Origin of the sequence: Tabrizicola sp. (assembly GCF_051645465.1) — a bacterium.
Classification (GTDB): domain Bacteria; phylum Pseudomonadota; class Alphaproteobacteria; order Rhodobacterales; family Rhodobacteraceae; genus Tabrizicola.
In genome coordinates this window covers 1-14736 of the sequence record NZ_JBOFBI010000347.1, presented here as the reverse complement: position 1 = coordinate 14736, position 14736 = coordinate 1, and the positions used below count along the sequence as shown (strand labels likewise).

Sequence of the window (14736 nt, the reverse complement as noted above, 5' to 3'; positions counted from 1 at the left end):
AATGCGCCGCCGCATGGACCTCGCGCGCGGATTGGGCGGCTGATGCCGGAATTCGACACGAATTCCGGACCGATTTCCGTTTCGGAAATCGGCGGCGCACGGGATGGGCGGCGATGATCCTGGGCATCGGCACCGACCTGGCCAACATCGAACGGATCGAGGCGACGCTGACCCGCCACGGGGACCGGTTCCGCAACCGTGTCTTCACCGAGATCGAGCAGCGCAAGGCCGAAAGCCGGAAACGCGCGATCGCTGCGACCTATGCCAAGCGGTGGGCGGCGAAAGAGGCGTGCTCCAAGGCGCTGGGCACCGGTCTGCGCATGGGCATCAGCTGGAAGGACATGGCGGTCACGAACCTCCGCTCTGGCCAGCCCGTCATGCATGTGACCGGCTGGGCGGCCGAACGCCTCCGCGCGATGACCCCTGCCGGTCACGAGGCGGTGATCCACGTCACGCTGACCGACGACCACCCTTGGGCACAGGCTTTTGTGGTGATCGAAGCCAGACCTGTAGCAACGGCCCGCGCTTGACTCCCCAAATCCGCGCGCGCATGTAGCGCGAAACGCAAGAGGCAGGAAAAGCATGGCGAAGGACAAGTCCGAAGGCGGTATCGTCGAGACCGTCAAGACGATCTTCTGGGCATTGGTGATCGCAGGTGTCTTCCGCTCGCTCTTCTTCCAGCCGTTCTGGATTCCGACGGAATCGATGAAGGACACGCTCTTGATCGGCGACTTCCTCTTCGTGAACAAGATGGCCTATGGCTATTCGCGCTATTCCTGCGAAATCCCCTTCACCACTATCAGCCTCTGCCCCGTGTCGGGCCGCGTCTTCGCTGGGGAACCCGAGCGGGGCGACGTGGTCGTCTTCCGCCATCCGACGGCGGGCGTCGACTGGATCAAGCGCGTGATTGGCCTGCCCGGCGACAAGATCCAGTTGAAAGAGGGCATCGTCTACATCAACGGGGTCGAAGCAAAGCAGGAAGCGGCTGGCGTGTTCGAGGAGGTCTTCGAACCGCAAGGGCCGATGGGAAGTACCCCGGGCTGCGAAGAGCCGGTCGGGCTTGGTGGCATCTGTACGAAAAGCCGCTTTGTCGAAACCTTGCCAGAAGGCCGGAAGCATAGCGTGCTGGACTTTCGCGTGATCAAGGAAGCGGAAAACACCGATGTGTTCACGGTGCCCGAGGGTCATTACTTCGTGATGGGGGACAACCGCGACAACAGCACCGACAGCCGTTATCCGCAGTCGATGGGCGGCGTCGGATACCTGCCCGCCGAGTACCTGATCGGCCGCGCCGACCGCATCATCTTTTCGTCCGCCGGCAGCCGGATGTTCTACTTCTGGACCTGGCGCTCGGACCGCTACTTCAAGGCGATCGAGTAGCCCTTCGGATGACCGACCTCTCACGCTTCCTTTGGTCGCTGATCGATCTGAATGGTTCAGCCTCGCGCATGCGGGGCTGGATCGTTTTTGGCCTGTTTGTCGCGACGATAGTCTTGGCTGAACTGCTCCAGGCCAGCGGCAGTGCGTGGGCATCGGTAGGCCTTCTTGCGGTGGGCCTGATCTCGATAGTCTGGATCGTGGCGCTGGTTCAGCGGCTTCATGCCGCCAGCCGCAGCGGGTACTGGGCCGGCCTGACCGGCATCCCTTTTGCAGGACTTGTTGCTAGCATCGTCATCTTGTGTCTGCCGCCGCGCGATGTGCCAAGACGCGGTCACCCCGTCGCACGCCGCGTTGGCGCGGTTGCACTGGTCGCGCTGGGGCTGCTCTTTCTGTCCCGTGCGGTGTATTGGCAGCCGTACTGGATACCAACTGAAAACATGAAGCCAACACTTCTGGTTGGCGACTTCCTCATCGCGACTCGGATCAAACCAGCAGACCTGCAGCGTGGCGATGTCGTTGTTTTCAGGCATGCCTTGACCGGCTCCGACTACATCAAGCGGCTTGTCGGGCTGCCAGGCGACAAGATCCAGATGAAGGACGGTGTTCTGCACATCAACGGAGTCGCGGCTGCGCAGGAGGCGGCGGGTGTCTTTGAAGAGGTTTTTGAACCTCAGGGCCCAATGCGCAACCGGCCCCGCTGCGAAAACGGCGCCGTTGATGAGGGTGCAATCTGCAAGAAGAGCCGCTTTATCGAGACGCTGCCCGAGGGGCGCAAGCACGCCATCCTTAACATCGACGCCGAGGGCTCTGGTGACAACACTGACATGTTCACGGTGCCCGAAGGCCAGTATTTCATGATGGGCGACAATCGCGACAACAGCAATGACAGCCGCTATGAGCAGTCGGTTGGAGGGGTGGGCTTCGTTCCCGAAGCAGATATCCAGTCGCGGGCAAGGATCATCCTCTTTTCCTCTGCCGGGCGCTGGATAGCGGATGTAACCTCATGGCGCTGGCATCGCTATCTCGAGGCTGTAGAATGAGGCTTTCGGCCGAGCTTCAGGCCTTTCAGGGCCGGTTGGGGCACAAGTTCCGCAAGCCTGACATCCTGATGCGGGCGGTTACCCATGCGTCGATCGGCACGGCCACGCGGCCGGACAACCAGCGGCTGGAGTTTCTGGGCGACCGGGTTCTGGGCCTTGTCATGGCCGAGGCGCTTCTGGCCGCCGATCCGGACGCGCGCGAGGGCCAGCTTGCGCCGCGGTTCAATGCGCTGGTGCGGAAGGAAGCCTGCGCCGATGTCGCACGCGAGATCGGGCTTGGCGATGTGCTGAAGCTTGGCCGGAGCGAGATGCTGACGGGTGGCCGCCGGAAAGAGGCGCTCCTCGGCGACGCGATGGAGGCGGTTATTGCCGCGGTCTATCTTGATGCGGGGTTCGAGACTGCACGTGCCCTGATCCTGCAGCTTTGGGGCGGGCGGATCGCGGCGGTCGAACCCGACGCACGGGACGCGAAGACCAGCCTGCAGGAATGGGCGCAGGCGAGGGGGATGCCGCCGCCGGTCTATGAAGAGGCCGCTCGCTCGGGCCCTGATCACCAGCCGGTCTTCACCGTGCGGGTGACACTTGCGAACGGGGCCTCGACCGAGGCGACTGCTGGCTCGAAACGCGCGGCCGAACAGGCCTCGGCGCGGATGTTGTTGGAACGGATGGAGGCGAACGATGACTGACACCCGCGCGGGCTTCGTCGCCCTGATCGGAGAGCCGAACGCCGGCAAGTCCACGCTTCTGAACCGGATGGTCGGGGCGAAGGTCTCTATCGTCACGCACAAGGTGCAGACCACGCGGACCCGCATTCGCGGCGTCTGCATGGAGGGTGCCTCGCAGATCGTCTTCGTCGACACGCCCGGAATTTTCCGCCCCCGTCGCAGGCTTGACCGGTCGATGGTCAAGGCGGCCTGGGGTGGGGCTTCGGATGCCGATGTCATCGTCCTTCTGATCGAAGCGCACCGTGGGCTGACCGAGGGCACGAAGGCCATCATCGACCGCATTGCGTCAGAGATGCCCAAGGACCAGCCGGTGGCCCTGGCGATCAACAAGATCGACCGGGTCAAGGCCGAAACGCTTCTGGCCCTGGCCGAAGAGATGAACGCGGCCTATCCGTTCAAGAAGACCTTCATGATCAGCGCCGAGAAAGGCTATGGCGTGGCCGACCTGCGCGAATGGCTGGCCGCCGAGGTGCCCGAAGGTCCCTGGTTCTACCCGGAGGACCAGATCGCCGACCTGCCGATGCGGATGATCGCGGCCGAGATGACGCGCGAAAAGCTGACGCTTCGCCTGCATGAAGAGCTGCCCTACCAGCTCACAGTCGAGACCGAGAAGTGGGAGGACAAACCCGACGGCACCACAAGGATCGACCAGATCGTCTATGTGGCCCGCGACGGGCACAAGGGGATCGTTCTTGGGAACCGGGGCGAGACGATAAAGGCGATCGGCCAGGCGGCGCGGGCGGATATCTCGGAGTTCCTGGGCAGGACGGTGCATCTTTTCCTGCAGGTCAAGGTGCGACCCAACTGGCTGGAAGAGGCCGAGCGCTATTCCGAGATGGGGCTTGATTTCAAAGACGGCGATGCGTGACGGGGCCAAAAGTTTTCGAAAACTTTTGCAAATTCCTTCGAAGGAATTTGGCCCCCTGATGCCGGTCGCGTCATGACCCCGCGCCTTGCCTCCGGCGTCTGGGTTTCCGCCTACCTTACGCGGCTCCGGCTTGCCGACATCCCCGCCTATGTCACCGCGAAGGGCGATGCCGAGGCGGGCGCCGTGGTGGTGAAGGTGGCGCTCCTGGACGGCACAGCGCGGGCCTACGAGCGGCGGTCTGACCTGATGACCGGCTCGCGCGCCTGGATGCTCTTCGCCGAGGGGGCCGAGGCAGACGTCGATGCGCAACTGGCCCGCGCCAGATCGCGCGACCCTGATCTCTGGCTGATCGAGCTGGAGGACCGGCAGGGCCGGACACTGTTGGATGAGGACGGTCTGTCAGACAGCTGAGCGCGACAGAATACGGGCGGCGTACCAGATCGTCAGCCCACATCCAGCGAAGACAAGCACAAGGCCCACGATGTTGATCGCGATCTGCGTAACGCCGAACCGGTTGATGTCGAGGAAGAAGTAGGGATAGCGCCCTTCGACTGCACCACGGACCAAGCCATAGATGCAATAAGCGACCGGCCAGAGAAGCCACAGCGGCAGCATCCGCAGCGACAGCGGCTTCGGCGCCCAAAGGCCCCACCATACGGCGGTCAGCACCGGAATGGCGGCGTGAAAGCCGAAGTCGGGCCACCAGTGGATGCCCTTGGGCGGTTCGGGCGGCGCAAGGAGGATCTGGAAAATCATCCCCACCATCACGATGCTTAAAGTCGCCGCCGCGAGCCAGTTGCCGCTGACCGGGCGCCCCGCTGCCTCGCAGGCCATCAGAACGGCCACAAGGATACAGGTCAGGATGGTGAAATAACGCAACAGGTCCCATGCGCGGAGGCCCCAGGGCTCCAGCCCCGGCGTCGCGCCGTTCAGCGCGAATTGCAGCGAAATGGACCCGATGGCGATCAGAGCGAGGGCGAGGGCGGAGAGGCGGCGTATGGTCATGCGGGAAAGTGAAACCCATTGCAGACCCTGCAATCAAGCGCCACCTTGCGTCACTCTCCGGCCTTGGGGACAGGCATGATCGACTGGCGTGATGAAGGCTTTGTGATCGCCGTGCGGCCGCACGGTGAGACCTCGGCCATTCTGGAGGTGTTCACCAAGGGACATGGCCGTCACGCGGGGGTGGTGCGCGGCGGTGCCTCACGGAAGATGGCGGCCACCCTGCAGCCGGGCACGGGGCTGCAGCTCGAGTGGCGGGCGCGGCTGGACGACCATATCGGCACCTTCACGGTCGAGCCGCTGCGGTCTAGGGCGCATCTTCTGTCTGACCGGCTGGCGCTGGCGGGCCTTCTGTCGGTCTGCGCCCTTCTGCGCGAGGCGTTGCCCGAACGTGAAGCGCATGCCGAGCTTTGGGCCGGTACGCTTGCGCTTCTCGATCAGCTGGGGATCGACGGCTGGACGAGTGCCTACCTGCGCTGGGAATTGCAGCTTCTGGAAGAACTTGGCTTCGGTCTCGACCTCACCTCCTGCGCCGTGACGGGGGCGACCGAGGGGCTGGCCTTCGTCAGCCCGAAGACCGGCCGGGCGGTGACGCGAGAGGGCGCGGGGGACTGGGCCGACCGTCTTCTGCCTTTGCCCGAGGGGATGATGGGCGACCACCCCCTGGACCCGCCGGCGGTCCTGACCGGGCTGAAGCTCACCGGCTTCTTTCTCGACCATGGCCTGCGCCCGGTACTTCACGAGCGCCCCCTGCCGGAAGCCCGCGCGCGGCTGATCGACCTTCTCTCCCGACCCACCTGAAACGACCAGAAATGTCGCGCCTGTGACAGACGAACTATGGCTTGACCGGTCCAAGTCAGCCGATGGCCAACCGCTATCTACCGCTGGCACTGACCCACAGCCCCACGCCCCGGATCGAGCATTTCGCCCTTCTCGCGGGGCTTGAGGCTGCGGTCCGCGGCACCCTGATTTCGGCCATGCCGCTGACGGTCTACGCCGCACTTGGCGATGCGCAGGCGACGTCGGTGGTCTACTTCATCGCGGGGATCGTCGCGCTGAGCTGGGGGCTGATGGTGCCCTGGGCCACGCGTTTCGTGCCCCGCCGCTGGGTCTACACCGGCGGGTGCATTCTTTATCTCTTCGGCATGGCCCTTGCGATGATCGGCGCAGCCTGGTCGGTGCCGCTGGCCCTTGTCTGCAACGCGATGGCCACGGCCACGACCTTCGTCTGTTTCAATGCCTATGTGCTCGACTATGTCGACCGGGCGAACCTTGGCCGCAGCCAGTCGACGCAGATGTTCTATGCCGCCCTGCCCTGGGCACTTGGGCCCTTGACCGGGGTCTGGCTGCATGACCACTGGGCGCCCGCGCCCTTCCTTCTGGCCGGGGTCTTCGCAACCGCGCTTTTGATAACCTTCTGGATCCTGCGTCTGGGGAACGGCAGGCAGATCCAGCGGGCAAAGGGGCCGGCGGTCAATCCGCTGGGTTACCTCGGCCGGTTCTTCCGCCAGCCCCGGCTGATCGCGGGCTGGATGTTTGCCGTCATGCGCAGCTGCGGCTGGTGGGTCTATGTCGTCTACCTGCCAATCTTCTGCATCGAAACGGGTCTTGGCGACAAGGTCGGGGGCATCGCCCTGTCGCTGAGCAATGCACTGCTCTTCGCGGCGCCGGCGCTGAACCGCATGGCCCGCAGGCTGTCGGTCCGCCGGTCGGTGCGCTTTGCTTTCGGTGTCTGCGGCCTTCTTTTCGTTGCCGCCGGTCTGCTGGCGGTTCTGCCGTGGATGACCGTGGCCCTTGTCATGGGCGCCTCGATCTTCCTCGTCACCCTCGATGTCGTGGGTGGCCTGCCGTTCCTGATGTCGGTCAAGCCGTCCGAGCGGACCGAGATGTCGGCGGTCTATTCCAGCTTCCGCGACGTCTCGGGCATATTGACCCCCGGTGCGGCCTGGCTGGTCCTTTGGGTTGCGCCCCTGCCGGGCATCTTCGTCGCTGCGGGGGCGGGGCTTCTCGCCTCATGGGTCGTTGCCGGGCGGCTCCATCCCCGGCTTGGGATCCAGCGCCCCTCGCGCGGCGGGGCCTGACCGACCGCTCCTCGATGGTCTTCGACCACTCGTCGCAACGCCCTGCGACGAGGAGACGAAGTCGAACGAGGAGCCGCTCAGGCCCAGACCTTGCCGTGCTTCACCAGCCAGTCGGCCGAGGCCAGAAGGGCGGCCTTGGGGGCGATGAACTCCATCCCCATCTCGGTGACCGCACGGGCGTTCGACACCCGGTCCAGGTGGCCAAGCTTCGGCAGGATCGCCTTGATCGAGGGATCGAAATAGGCCAGGAGCCGCACGATGAACTGCGGCGCCTCGCGGGTCGGAATGCGGCGGCTTGGATAGGCGGCCTTCAACGTCCGCCCGATGTCGACCATCGCCATCGACCCTGACGCGGCGATGTACCGGTTGCCCGACGTCTCGGGCAGCTGAAGCGCCCGCAGATGCATCTCGGCCACGTCCCGCACATCGACCAGGGGGAAGCCAAAGGGGGGCAGCATCGGATCCTTGCCCTTCAGGACGCGTTCGATCAGGCCAAGGGACGAGCCGTAATGCTCATCCAGCGGCGGGCCGACCACAAGGCCGGGGTTGATCGTGGTCAGCTTCAGCCCGCGTGCCTTGGCGATCTCCCAGGCCGCGCGTTCGGCCAGAGTTTTCGACTTGGCATAGGCCGTCGTCGTGGGCAGGTGCACATCGCACCAGTCGGCCTCGTCCTGTTGCGTGTCAGGCTTGGCCTCGTTCAGCACCGCGACGGTCGACGAGGTCAGCACCACCCGCGTCACCCCGGCTGCGGCTGCGGCTTTCAGCACCCTCTCGGTCCCTTCGACCGCCGGGCGGATCAGCGTTGCCGGATCCTTCGGCTGGCTGAGAGGGAAGGGCGAGGCCGTGTGGACCACCGCCACCACCCCCGCCATCGCCTCGGCCCAGCCGGCATCGGATTCCAGATCGGCAAGGACAAGGCTCAGTTGCCCTGCGCTTTCTGTGAGATAGGGCTGCAGCGCTGCATGCACCTCTCCGGCCCGGTCCAGCCGCCGCACTGTGCCCCGCACCGAAAAGCCGGCATTCAGGCACTTCAGCGCAATATGCTTCGCGATGAACCCGGAGACTCCGGTCAGAAGAATCACTTGGCTCATTACGACCCCTGCCACTGCCCGCAAAGTCTAGCGGCAAGTTCGCCCCCCGCAACATCACCCTTCCGTTTTGCCCATGCCAAGTGGGTTGGGTAGTCCGATCTCCGCCTGCCCAAGCTTCGCTACCGGCCGTCCCGTCGCCTGTAATTTCCGGTGTCAGATCAGATCCGAACCTGGCACCGTCAAAGGAAGGCCGGGACGCGAGGATGCATCACTCCAGAAGACGCCGCGCGATCACCTGGGCCTGAATCTCCGCCGCCCCCTCGAAGATGTTCAGGATGCGGGCGTCGCAGAGGATGCGGCTGATCCGGTACTCCAGCGCAAAGCCGTTACCCCCGTGGATCTGCAGCGCGTTGTCCGCCGCGGCCCAGGCGACACGGGCCCCCAGAAGCTTGGCCATCCCGGCCTCAAGGTCGCAGCGGTGGCCGTGGTCCTTCTGCCAAGCGCTGAAATAGGTGAGCTGGCGGGTGATCATGATCTCGACCGCCATCATCGCAAGCTTGCCCTCGATCCGGGGAAACTCGATCAGCGCGCGGCCGAACTGCTTGCGGTCCAGGGCGTACTGCATCCCCGTCTCCAGCGCCGACTGCGCGACGCCAATGGCGCGGGCGGCGGTCTGGATGCGGGCAGACTCGAACGTCTGCATCAGCTGCTTGAAACCCTGCCCCTCGACCCCGCCCAGAAGGTTTTCGCCCTTCACCCGGAAGTCGTCGAAGTTGACCGTGTATTCCTTCATGCCCCGGTAGCCGAGCACCTCGATCTCGCCACCCGACAGCCCCTGATCGACGAATGGCGCAGCATCCGTCCCCGGAGTCTTCTCCGCCAGGAACATGCTGAGCCCCCGGTAATCCGTCGTCCCTTCGACGCTGCGGGCCAGGACCGTCATCACATGCGTGCGTGCCGCATGGGTGATCCAGGTCTTGTTGCCGGTGACGATCCAGTCGTCCCCGTCCTTCCGCGCGCGGGTCCGAAGCGCGCCAAGGTCTGACCCCGTATTCGGTTCGGTGAACACCGCCGTCGGCAAGATCGCCCCCGACGCCAGCCCCGGCAGCCATTTCGCCTTCTGCTCCTCGGTCCCGCCGCAAAGGATAAGTTCCGCCGCGATTTCGCTGCGGGTCCCAAGCGAGCCCACGCCGATATAGCCCCGCGACAGCTCCTCCGAGACGACCACCATCGACGCCTTGGAAAGCCCAAGCCCGCCATGCGCCTCCGGGATCGTCAGGCCGAAGACGCCCATCCCGGCAAGCTCGTCGATGATCTCCATCGGGATCAGCTGATCCTCCAGATGCCAGCCCTGCGCGTGGGGGATGACCTTTTCATCCGCATAGCGCCGGAACTGATCGCGGATCATCTCCAGCTCTTCATCCAGACCGGTCGCCCCGAACGTCGCCCGCCCGTGGTTGTCGCGCATCAGCGCCACCAGCGCCGCGCGTGCCTCGGGCGTGTTGCCCGCAGCCATCAGCCGCGCCGCCGCTTCACCGGGGGTCCACGACAGCCCCAGGTCGGCAAGCCGGGCGATCTCGCCCTGGCTCATGGGCAGGCCGCCCGCGATCTGGTTCAGGTATTCGCCAAAGCCCACCTGCAGGATCAGCGCCTCCATCGCGCCGAACTGGCCAGCCTCGGACAGCCGACCCGCCCAGGCCTGAAGCTGCCGCAATGCCTCGGTATAGGTCGCAAGCCACGACAGCGCATGCGCCTGGTACTGCCGCGCCTCCAGCTTCGCCGCCGAGACCTTGCCGCCCTCGGAAACCTCGGCCTTCAGCCGGTCGCGGGCGTCAGCGAACAGCACCTCGACCTCGGGCAGGGCGGCGGCTGTCAGGGCCTCAAGATCGGCAAGGATCGGGGTCTTTGTCATGACCTGTCCATCATGCGGCATGGGGCGGCTCCAGCAAGATTCTGCACCTGCGAAGGCCTAGCGTCTTCGCAACGGCAGCGCAATAAGATTTCGCCAAGGCCTGGCCCAAAGACCAAATATGTCGCAGCCGTTTTCAGGAGATGGCCCCGCAGGCCTCGACGACCTCGGGCAGGGCGGCGCGCGGAACCACCTCGAACTCCACCGAGTAAAGCTGCACCTCGCCATCCCAGGCCTCAAACCTCCAGGTTCCGGTGATCAACTCGTGGTCATGGTCGAACCGGAAGAATGCGAGCGAGCGAGTGACGGCGCTGAAGCCCGAATCCCAGACCTCGGGCACATCGCTGCCGGGCCGGTAGACCCGCATCTGGCCATTCACGACATCGGCCCCCGGGACAAGCTGCACTTCGACACCGAAGGCCAGGCCCAGCGAGGCCGGCACCACCTGCTGATCCGGCCAGTGAAAGGTGATCTCGTCCTCGGGAACATGGATCCAACCCGACAGGGTGCCCGGTGCCGGACGCTGGTTCATCGCCTGCAACGCGCAGAATACCCCGACTTCGATCTCGCCGATCAGCGGGCCGGGCGCTGGTGGACCGGGATCAGCCACGGCGGGACCGGCCACAACAAGGGTGAAGACCAAAGCCAGAGTCCGCATCGTCCCTCCATGCCGTTCGAATAGTGACATCAGGCGCTTTCGTTGGCCTCTCGATTGCGCCACAAAGGTTCGGAAGGGGCAAGGCATGATCGACGTCTTTACTGCGGGCCTTACGACCGAGTCCTTCCTGGCAGCGCTTGCCGTGACTCTGTTTGCAGGCTTCGTGAAAGGGGCGGTCGGCTTTGCCATGCCGCTGATCCTGGTCTCGGCCTTCGCGATCTTCCTGCCGCAGGACCTGGCACTCGCCGGGCTGATCCTGCCGACGCTTGTGACCAACCTCTCGCAAGCCTTCCGCCAGGGTGTGGGGCCCGCGCGTGAGACGGCCCTGACCTACCGCCGCTTCCTGATCGCGGTGGTGATCGGCATCGCGGTTTCGGCGCCTTTCGCGGATGCGATCCCGAGGATGGTCTATCTCTTGATGCTCGGCGTCCCGATCACTGTCTTTGCGGCCCTGCAGCTGATGGGCAAGAGCCTTGCGATCAAGCTCCACCACCGGGACCGCACCGAATGGGTGCTGGGTGCCATCGGGGGTCTTTACGGCGGCATATCGGGCATCTGGGGCCCGCCGCTTCTGGTGTTTCTGCTCTCTACCGGGGCCGACAAGCTGCAGATGATCCGCGCGCAGGGGGTGGTGTTTCTGATCGGCGCCGTGGCGCTTCTGGCGTCGCATCTGGGCACGGGGCTTGCGAATGCCCAGACGCTGGGATTCTCGGCCGCTTTGTGCATCCCGGCGCTGGTGGGGCTTTACGTGGGCTACTGGGTGCAGGATCGGCTGGACCAACAACGCTTCCGCCGCTGGACGCAAGGGCTGCTGGTGATTACCGGCTTGAATATGGTGCGGTTGGCACTTGCCTGAAGCCGACCGCTCGTCGATGACTTCGTCACTCCTCGCTGCGGACCTTCCGACGAGGAGACGAAGTCGAACGAGGAGGGGTCCCAGTCAGCCGATCGCCGCCGCCTTCACATCGGCATCGATATGCGGCACGTACTGCGCGAAGTTCTTCTGGAACATCTCCACCAGCTTCCGCGCCTGCGCGTCATAGGCCGCGGGATCGGCCCAGGTGAAGCGCGGATCGAGGAGAGCCGCTTCAACGCCGGGCACCTCGATCGGAACCTCGAAGCCGAAGAATGCATCCTTGCGGAAACCGGCGCCGTTCAGCGACCCATCCAGCGCCGCCGCAAGAAGCGCCCGCGTCGCCTTGATCGGCATCCGCTGGCCCGTACCATAGGCGCCGCCCGTCCAGCCGGTGTTCACCAGCCAGCAGGATGCACCATGCTTCGCGATCTTCGCTTGCAGAAGCTTGCCATAGACCTCGGGCCGACGTGGCATGAAGGGGGCGCCGAAGCAGGTCGAGAAGGTGGGCTGCGGCTCGGTGATACCACGCTCGGTGCCGGCGGCTTTTGCGGTGAAGCCCGACAGGAAGTGATACATCGCCTGTGCCGGAGACAGCCGCGCGATGGGGGGCAGGACGCCGAACGCGTCGCAGGTCAGCATGACCACGTGGCGCGGATGCCCGCCGAGGCCCGTGGCGGACGCGTTCGAAATAGCGTCAAGCGGATAGGCGCAACGGGTGTTTTCAGTGTTGCTGCGGTTCGAAAAGTCCAATTCCAGCGTGTCGGGATCGTAGACCATGTTCTCCACCACAGTCGCGAACCGATGCGTGGTGGCGTAGATCTCCGGCTCGGCCTCGGGCGAAAGGTCCATGGTCTTGGCGTAGCAGCCGCCTTCGAAATTGAAGATGCCGCGCTCGGACCAGCCGTGTTCGTCGTCGCCGATCAGTGTGCGGTCGGGGCTGGCTGAAAGCGTGGTCTTGCCGGTGCCGGACAGCCCGAAGAACACTGCCGCACCGACCGGATTTCCCAGCGCGTGGTTCGCACTGCAATGCATCGCCATCACGCCCTTCTCTGGCAGAAGGTAGTTCAGCACCGTGAAGACGGCCTTCTTGTTTTCCCCCGCATAGGCGGTGTTCGCGATCAGCACCGTCTTTTCATCGAAGTTGAGCGCGATGACGGTTTCCGTCCGGCAGCCGTGCCGCGCAGGGTCGGCCTTGAACGACGGCAGGTTGATCACGGTCCAGTCCGGAACGAAGGTATCCAGCTCCGCCCGCTCCGGCCGCCGCAGGAGGTGGCGAATGAAAAGCCCGTGCCAGGCAAGTTCCGTGACCACGCGCACGTCCAGCCGGTGCATCGGATCGGCCCCGGCGTACAGGTCCTGTACGAAAAGCTCACCGCCCTTCACGTGCTCCAGCATGTCGGCCTTCAACGTCGCGAAGGCCTCGGGCGTCATCGCGGCGTTGTTGTCCCACCAGATCGTGCCCTCGGTTGCTGCGGTTCGGACCACGAACTTGTCCTTCGGCGAGCGGCCCGTGAACTGGCCCGTCGCGCAGAGGAACGCCCCGCCGCGACCCAGGCGACCCTCGCCACGTGCGACCGCCGCCTCAACCAGCGCTGCTTCGGCATAGTTGTAGTGGGCCACCGCCACACCCGTAATGCCGACGTCTTCCAACTGCTGACTGCGGTTCACGCGTCCGTGGATCATCTGAAAGCTCCCGAAGCCGCATGCCTTATGCGGCGGTTCCAAATTTCGGCATCCGGGCCAATGAATGCCGTGACAGGCCTAGATTGGGGCGAGTCATAATGGGCCTATAGCATGGCACTTTTGCACAAGAATAGCGTGTTTTCAAACAGTTAGCGCAATCATTCCCGCGTTAGCGCCACCATCGCGCGGCAATCCCCGAATGGTTGCAGAATTGTTGTCGGGGTCGGCGAAATTGCCACCCTTGAATCCCTTGTTTCTGGGGTGATTCGATTTACTGTTGATTATCCAGGGGCAAGCCCTGAAAATGGCGGGAAAACAAAGATAAGGCAGCAGTCTTAGGGAGGCACGAAGATGTCGCGCATCGCGCTAGTCGACGATGACAGGAACATCCTGACCTCGGTCGCCATGACCCTGGAGGCCGAAGGCTTCGAGGTCGAAACCTACAACGACGGCCAGTCCGCGTTCGAGGCCTTCAGTCGGCGGATGCCGGACATGGCGGTCCTGGATATCAAGATGCCGCGGATGGACGGCATGGATCTTCTGCAGCGCATGCGGCAGAAGACCTCGATCCCGGTGATCTTCCTGACCTCGAAGGACGACGAGATCGACGAGGTCCTTGGCCTTCGCATGGGCGCCGACGACTACGTGAAGAAGCCCTTCTCGCAGCGCCTGCTGGTCGAACGCATCCGCGCACTTCTGCGCCGCCAGGAAGCGATCAACACCGGCGAAGCAGCGGCCACCGAAGAGACCCGGATGATGGAGCGCGGTGCGCTCCGGATGGACCCGCTGCGCCATTCGGTCACCTGGAAGGGCAAGGAAGTCGCGCTGACGGTCACCGAGTTCCTGCTTCTGCAGGCCCTTGCCCAACGGCCCGGCTTCGTGAAATCGCGCGATCAGCTGATGGACGTGGCTTACGACGATCAGGTCTATGTCGACGACCGCACCATCGACAGCCATATCAAGCGCCTGCGCAAGAAGATGCGGTCGGTTGATGACACATTTTCGGCCATCGAAACGTTGTATGGTATCGGTTACCGCTACAACGAAGAGTGACGGCCGATCGGCATGACCTCGTCACCCCGGATCGCGCCCAATGACACCCGACCAAAGCGGTCGGGTGACGTTCTTCTGGGCGAGGACTGGGTTTCCCCCGACGCCACCGTCGAGCGGCTGAAGGAAGGCCGGGCTGGGCGCAGTATCGTCGGGCTGAACCGTTCCCCGCTTGCGCGCAAGATCATCGTCTTCAACCTGATGGCGCTGGTGCTTCTGGCGGTCGGCGTCCTTTTTATGAACCCGTTCCGCGACAGCCTGGCCCTGCAGCGCCAGCTTGGCATGGTGCGGCAGGCCGAGCTGATCTCGGCGATCTATGAAGCCAACCTTCGGCCTGGCATTTCAGGCTTCGATTTCCGCTCGCCGCTGGAGGACATCGAGCTTGACCCCGTGCTCGAGGTCTTCGTCTTCGATCCGACCGGGCAGCTTCTGGCCTCGCGCGTCGGGCAGGGG

General features: G+C 64.4%; 16 protein-coding genes. 11 read left to right on the top strand and 5 right to left on the bottom strand.

The features are described from left to right. Positions 1-113 precede the first annotated feature (113 nt). The 6 genes from acpS (at position 114) to ACRCSW_RS21925 (ending at position 4424) form a co-directional block, all read left to right on the top strand. The gene (gene acpS / locus ACRCSW_RS21950) at positions 114-530 is read left to right on the top strand and encodes a holo-ACP synthase (protein ID WP_438707782.1); all 417 of its coding nucleotides are present in this window, start codon (positions 114-116) and stop codon (positions 528-530) included. A 52-nt stretch (positions 531-582) separates the two neighbouring features. Continuing rightward, the gene (gene lepB, locus ACRCSW_RS21945) at positions 583-1380 is read left to right on the top strand and encodes a signal peptidase I (protein WP_438707781.1); all 798 of its coding nucleotides are present in this window, start codon (positions 583-585) and stop codon (positions 1378-1380) included. A gap of 8 nt (positions 1381-1388) precedes the next feature. Beyond that, positions 1389-2420, top strand: a complete 1032-nt coding sequence (gene lepB, locus ACRCSW_RS21940; RefSeq protein ID WP_438707780.1) for a signal peptidase I — start codon at positions 1389-1391, stop codon at positions 2418-2420. Further along, entirely contained in the window at positions 2417-3106 is a 690-nt protein-coding gene (gene rnc / locus ACRCSW_RS21935; protein ID WP_438707779.1) for a ribonuclease III, read from the top strand. Before lepB (ACRCSW_RS21940) ends, rnc begins: the two co-directional genes overlap by 4 nt. Next, complete coding sequence (gene era / locus ACRCSW_RS21930) at positions 3099-4013, top strand: GTPase Era (protein ID WP_438707778.1); 915 nt, start codon at positions 3099-3101, stop codon at positions 4011-4013. Before rnc ends, era begins: the two co-directional genes overlap by 8 nt. 72 nt (positions 4014-4085) lie before the next feature. Continuing rightward, positions 4086-4424, top strand: coding sequence for a DUF1491 family protein (locus tag ACRCSW_RS21925; RefSeq protein ID WP_438707777.1), 339 nt, complete (start codon positions 4086-4088; stop codon positions 4422-4424). On the opposite strand, the gene ACRCSW_RS21920 is transcribed toward ACRCSW_RS21925, so the two are convergent. Continuing rightward, on the bottom strand, positions 4413-5018 hold the full coding sequence (locus ACRCSW_RS21920) for a Pr6Pr family membrane protein (RefSeq protein ID WP_438707776.1): 606 nt from the start codon (positions 5016-5018) through the stop codon (positions 4413-4415). The genes ACRCSW_RS21925 and ACRCSW_RS21920 overlap by 12 nt on opposite strands. 75 nt (positions 5019-5093) lie before the next feature. On the opposite strand from ACRCSW_RS21920, the gene recO reads away from it, so the two are divergent. Continuing rightward, complete coding sequence (recO, locus tag ACRCSW_RS21915; protein ID WP_438707775.1) at positions 5094-5816, top strand: DNA repair protein RecO; 723 nt, start codon at positions 5094-5096, stop codon at positions 5814-5816. Positions 5817-5857: 41 nt separating this feature from the next. Continuing rightward, the gene (locus tag ACRCSW_RS21910) at positions 5858-7096 is read left to right on the top strand and encodes an MFS transporter (RefSeq protein ID WP_438707774.1); all 1239 of its coding nucleotides are present in this window, start codon (positions 5858-5860) and stop codon (positions 7094-7096) included. Positions 7097-7173: 77 nt separating this feature from the next. Here the strand turns inward: ACRCSW_RS21910 and ACRCSW_RS21905 are convergent, their stop codons facing one another. The 3 genes from ACRCSW_RS21905 to ACRCSW_RS21895 form a co-directional block, all read right to left on the bottom strand. After that, positions 7174-8187 carry an SDR family oxidoreductase gene (locus ACRCSW_RS21905; RefSeq protein WP_438707773.1) on the bottom strand — a complete coding sequence of 338 codons (1014 nt, stop codon included), beginning with the start codon at positions 8185-8187 and terminating at the stop codon, positions 7174-7176. 208 nt (positions 8188-8395) lie between these two features. Beyond that, positions 8396-10060, bottom strand: coding sequence for an acyl-CoA dehydrogenase family protein (locus ACRCSW_RS21900; RefSeq protein ID WP_438707772.1), 1665 nt, complete (start codon positions 10058-10060; stop codon positions 8396-8398). Positions 10061-10172: 112 nt separating this feature from the next. Then, positions 10173-10724, bottom strand: coding sequence for a hypothetical protein (locus ACRCSW_RS21895; RefSeq protein WP_438707771.1), 552 nt, complete (start codon positions 10722-10724; stop codon positions 10173-10175). Between the two features lie 55 nt (positions 10725-10779). On the opposite strand from ACRCSW_RS21895, the gene ACRCSW_RS21890 reads away from it, so the two are divergent. Further along, positions 10780-11550, top strand: a complete 771-nt coding sequence (locus ACRCSW_RS21890) for a sulfite exporter TauE/SafE family protein (RefSeq protein ID WP_438707770.1) — start codon at positions 10780-10782, stop codon at positions 11548-11550. A gap of 84 nt (positions 11551-11634) precedes the next feature. Here the strand turns inward: ACRCSW_RS21890 and ACRCSW_RS21885 are convergent, their stop codons facing one another. Beyond that, entirely contained in the window at positions 11635-13233 is a 1599-nt protein-coding gene (locus tag ACRCSW_RS21885) for a phosphoenolpyruvate carboxykinase (RefSeq protein ID WP_438707769.1), read from the bottom strand. A gap of 351 nt (positions 13234-13584) precedes the next feature. On the opposite strand from ACRCSW_RS21885, the gene ACRCSW_RS21880 reads away from it, so the two are divergent. Then, complete coding sequence (locus tag ACRCSW_RS21880) at positions 13585-14286, top strand: response regulator transcription factor (RefSeq protein WP_137111551.1); 702 nt, start codon at positions 13585-13587, stop codon at positions 14284-14286. Positions 14287-14298: 12 nt separating this feature from the next. Beyond that, positions 14299-14736, top strand: a 438-nt coding sequence (locus tag ACRCSW_RS21875; protein ID WP_438707768.1) for a sensor N-terminal transmembrane domain-containing protein, incomplete at its 3' end; no start/stop codon positions are given.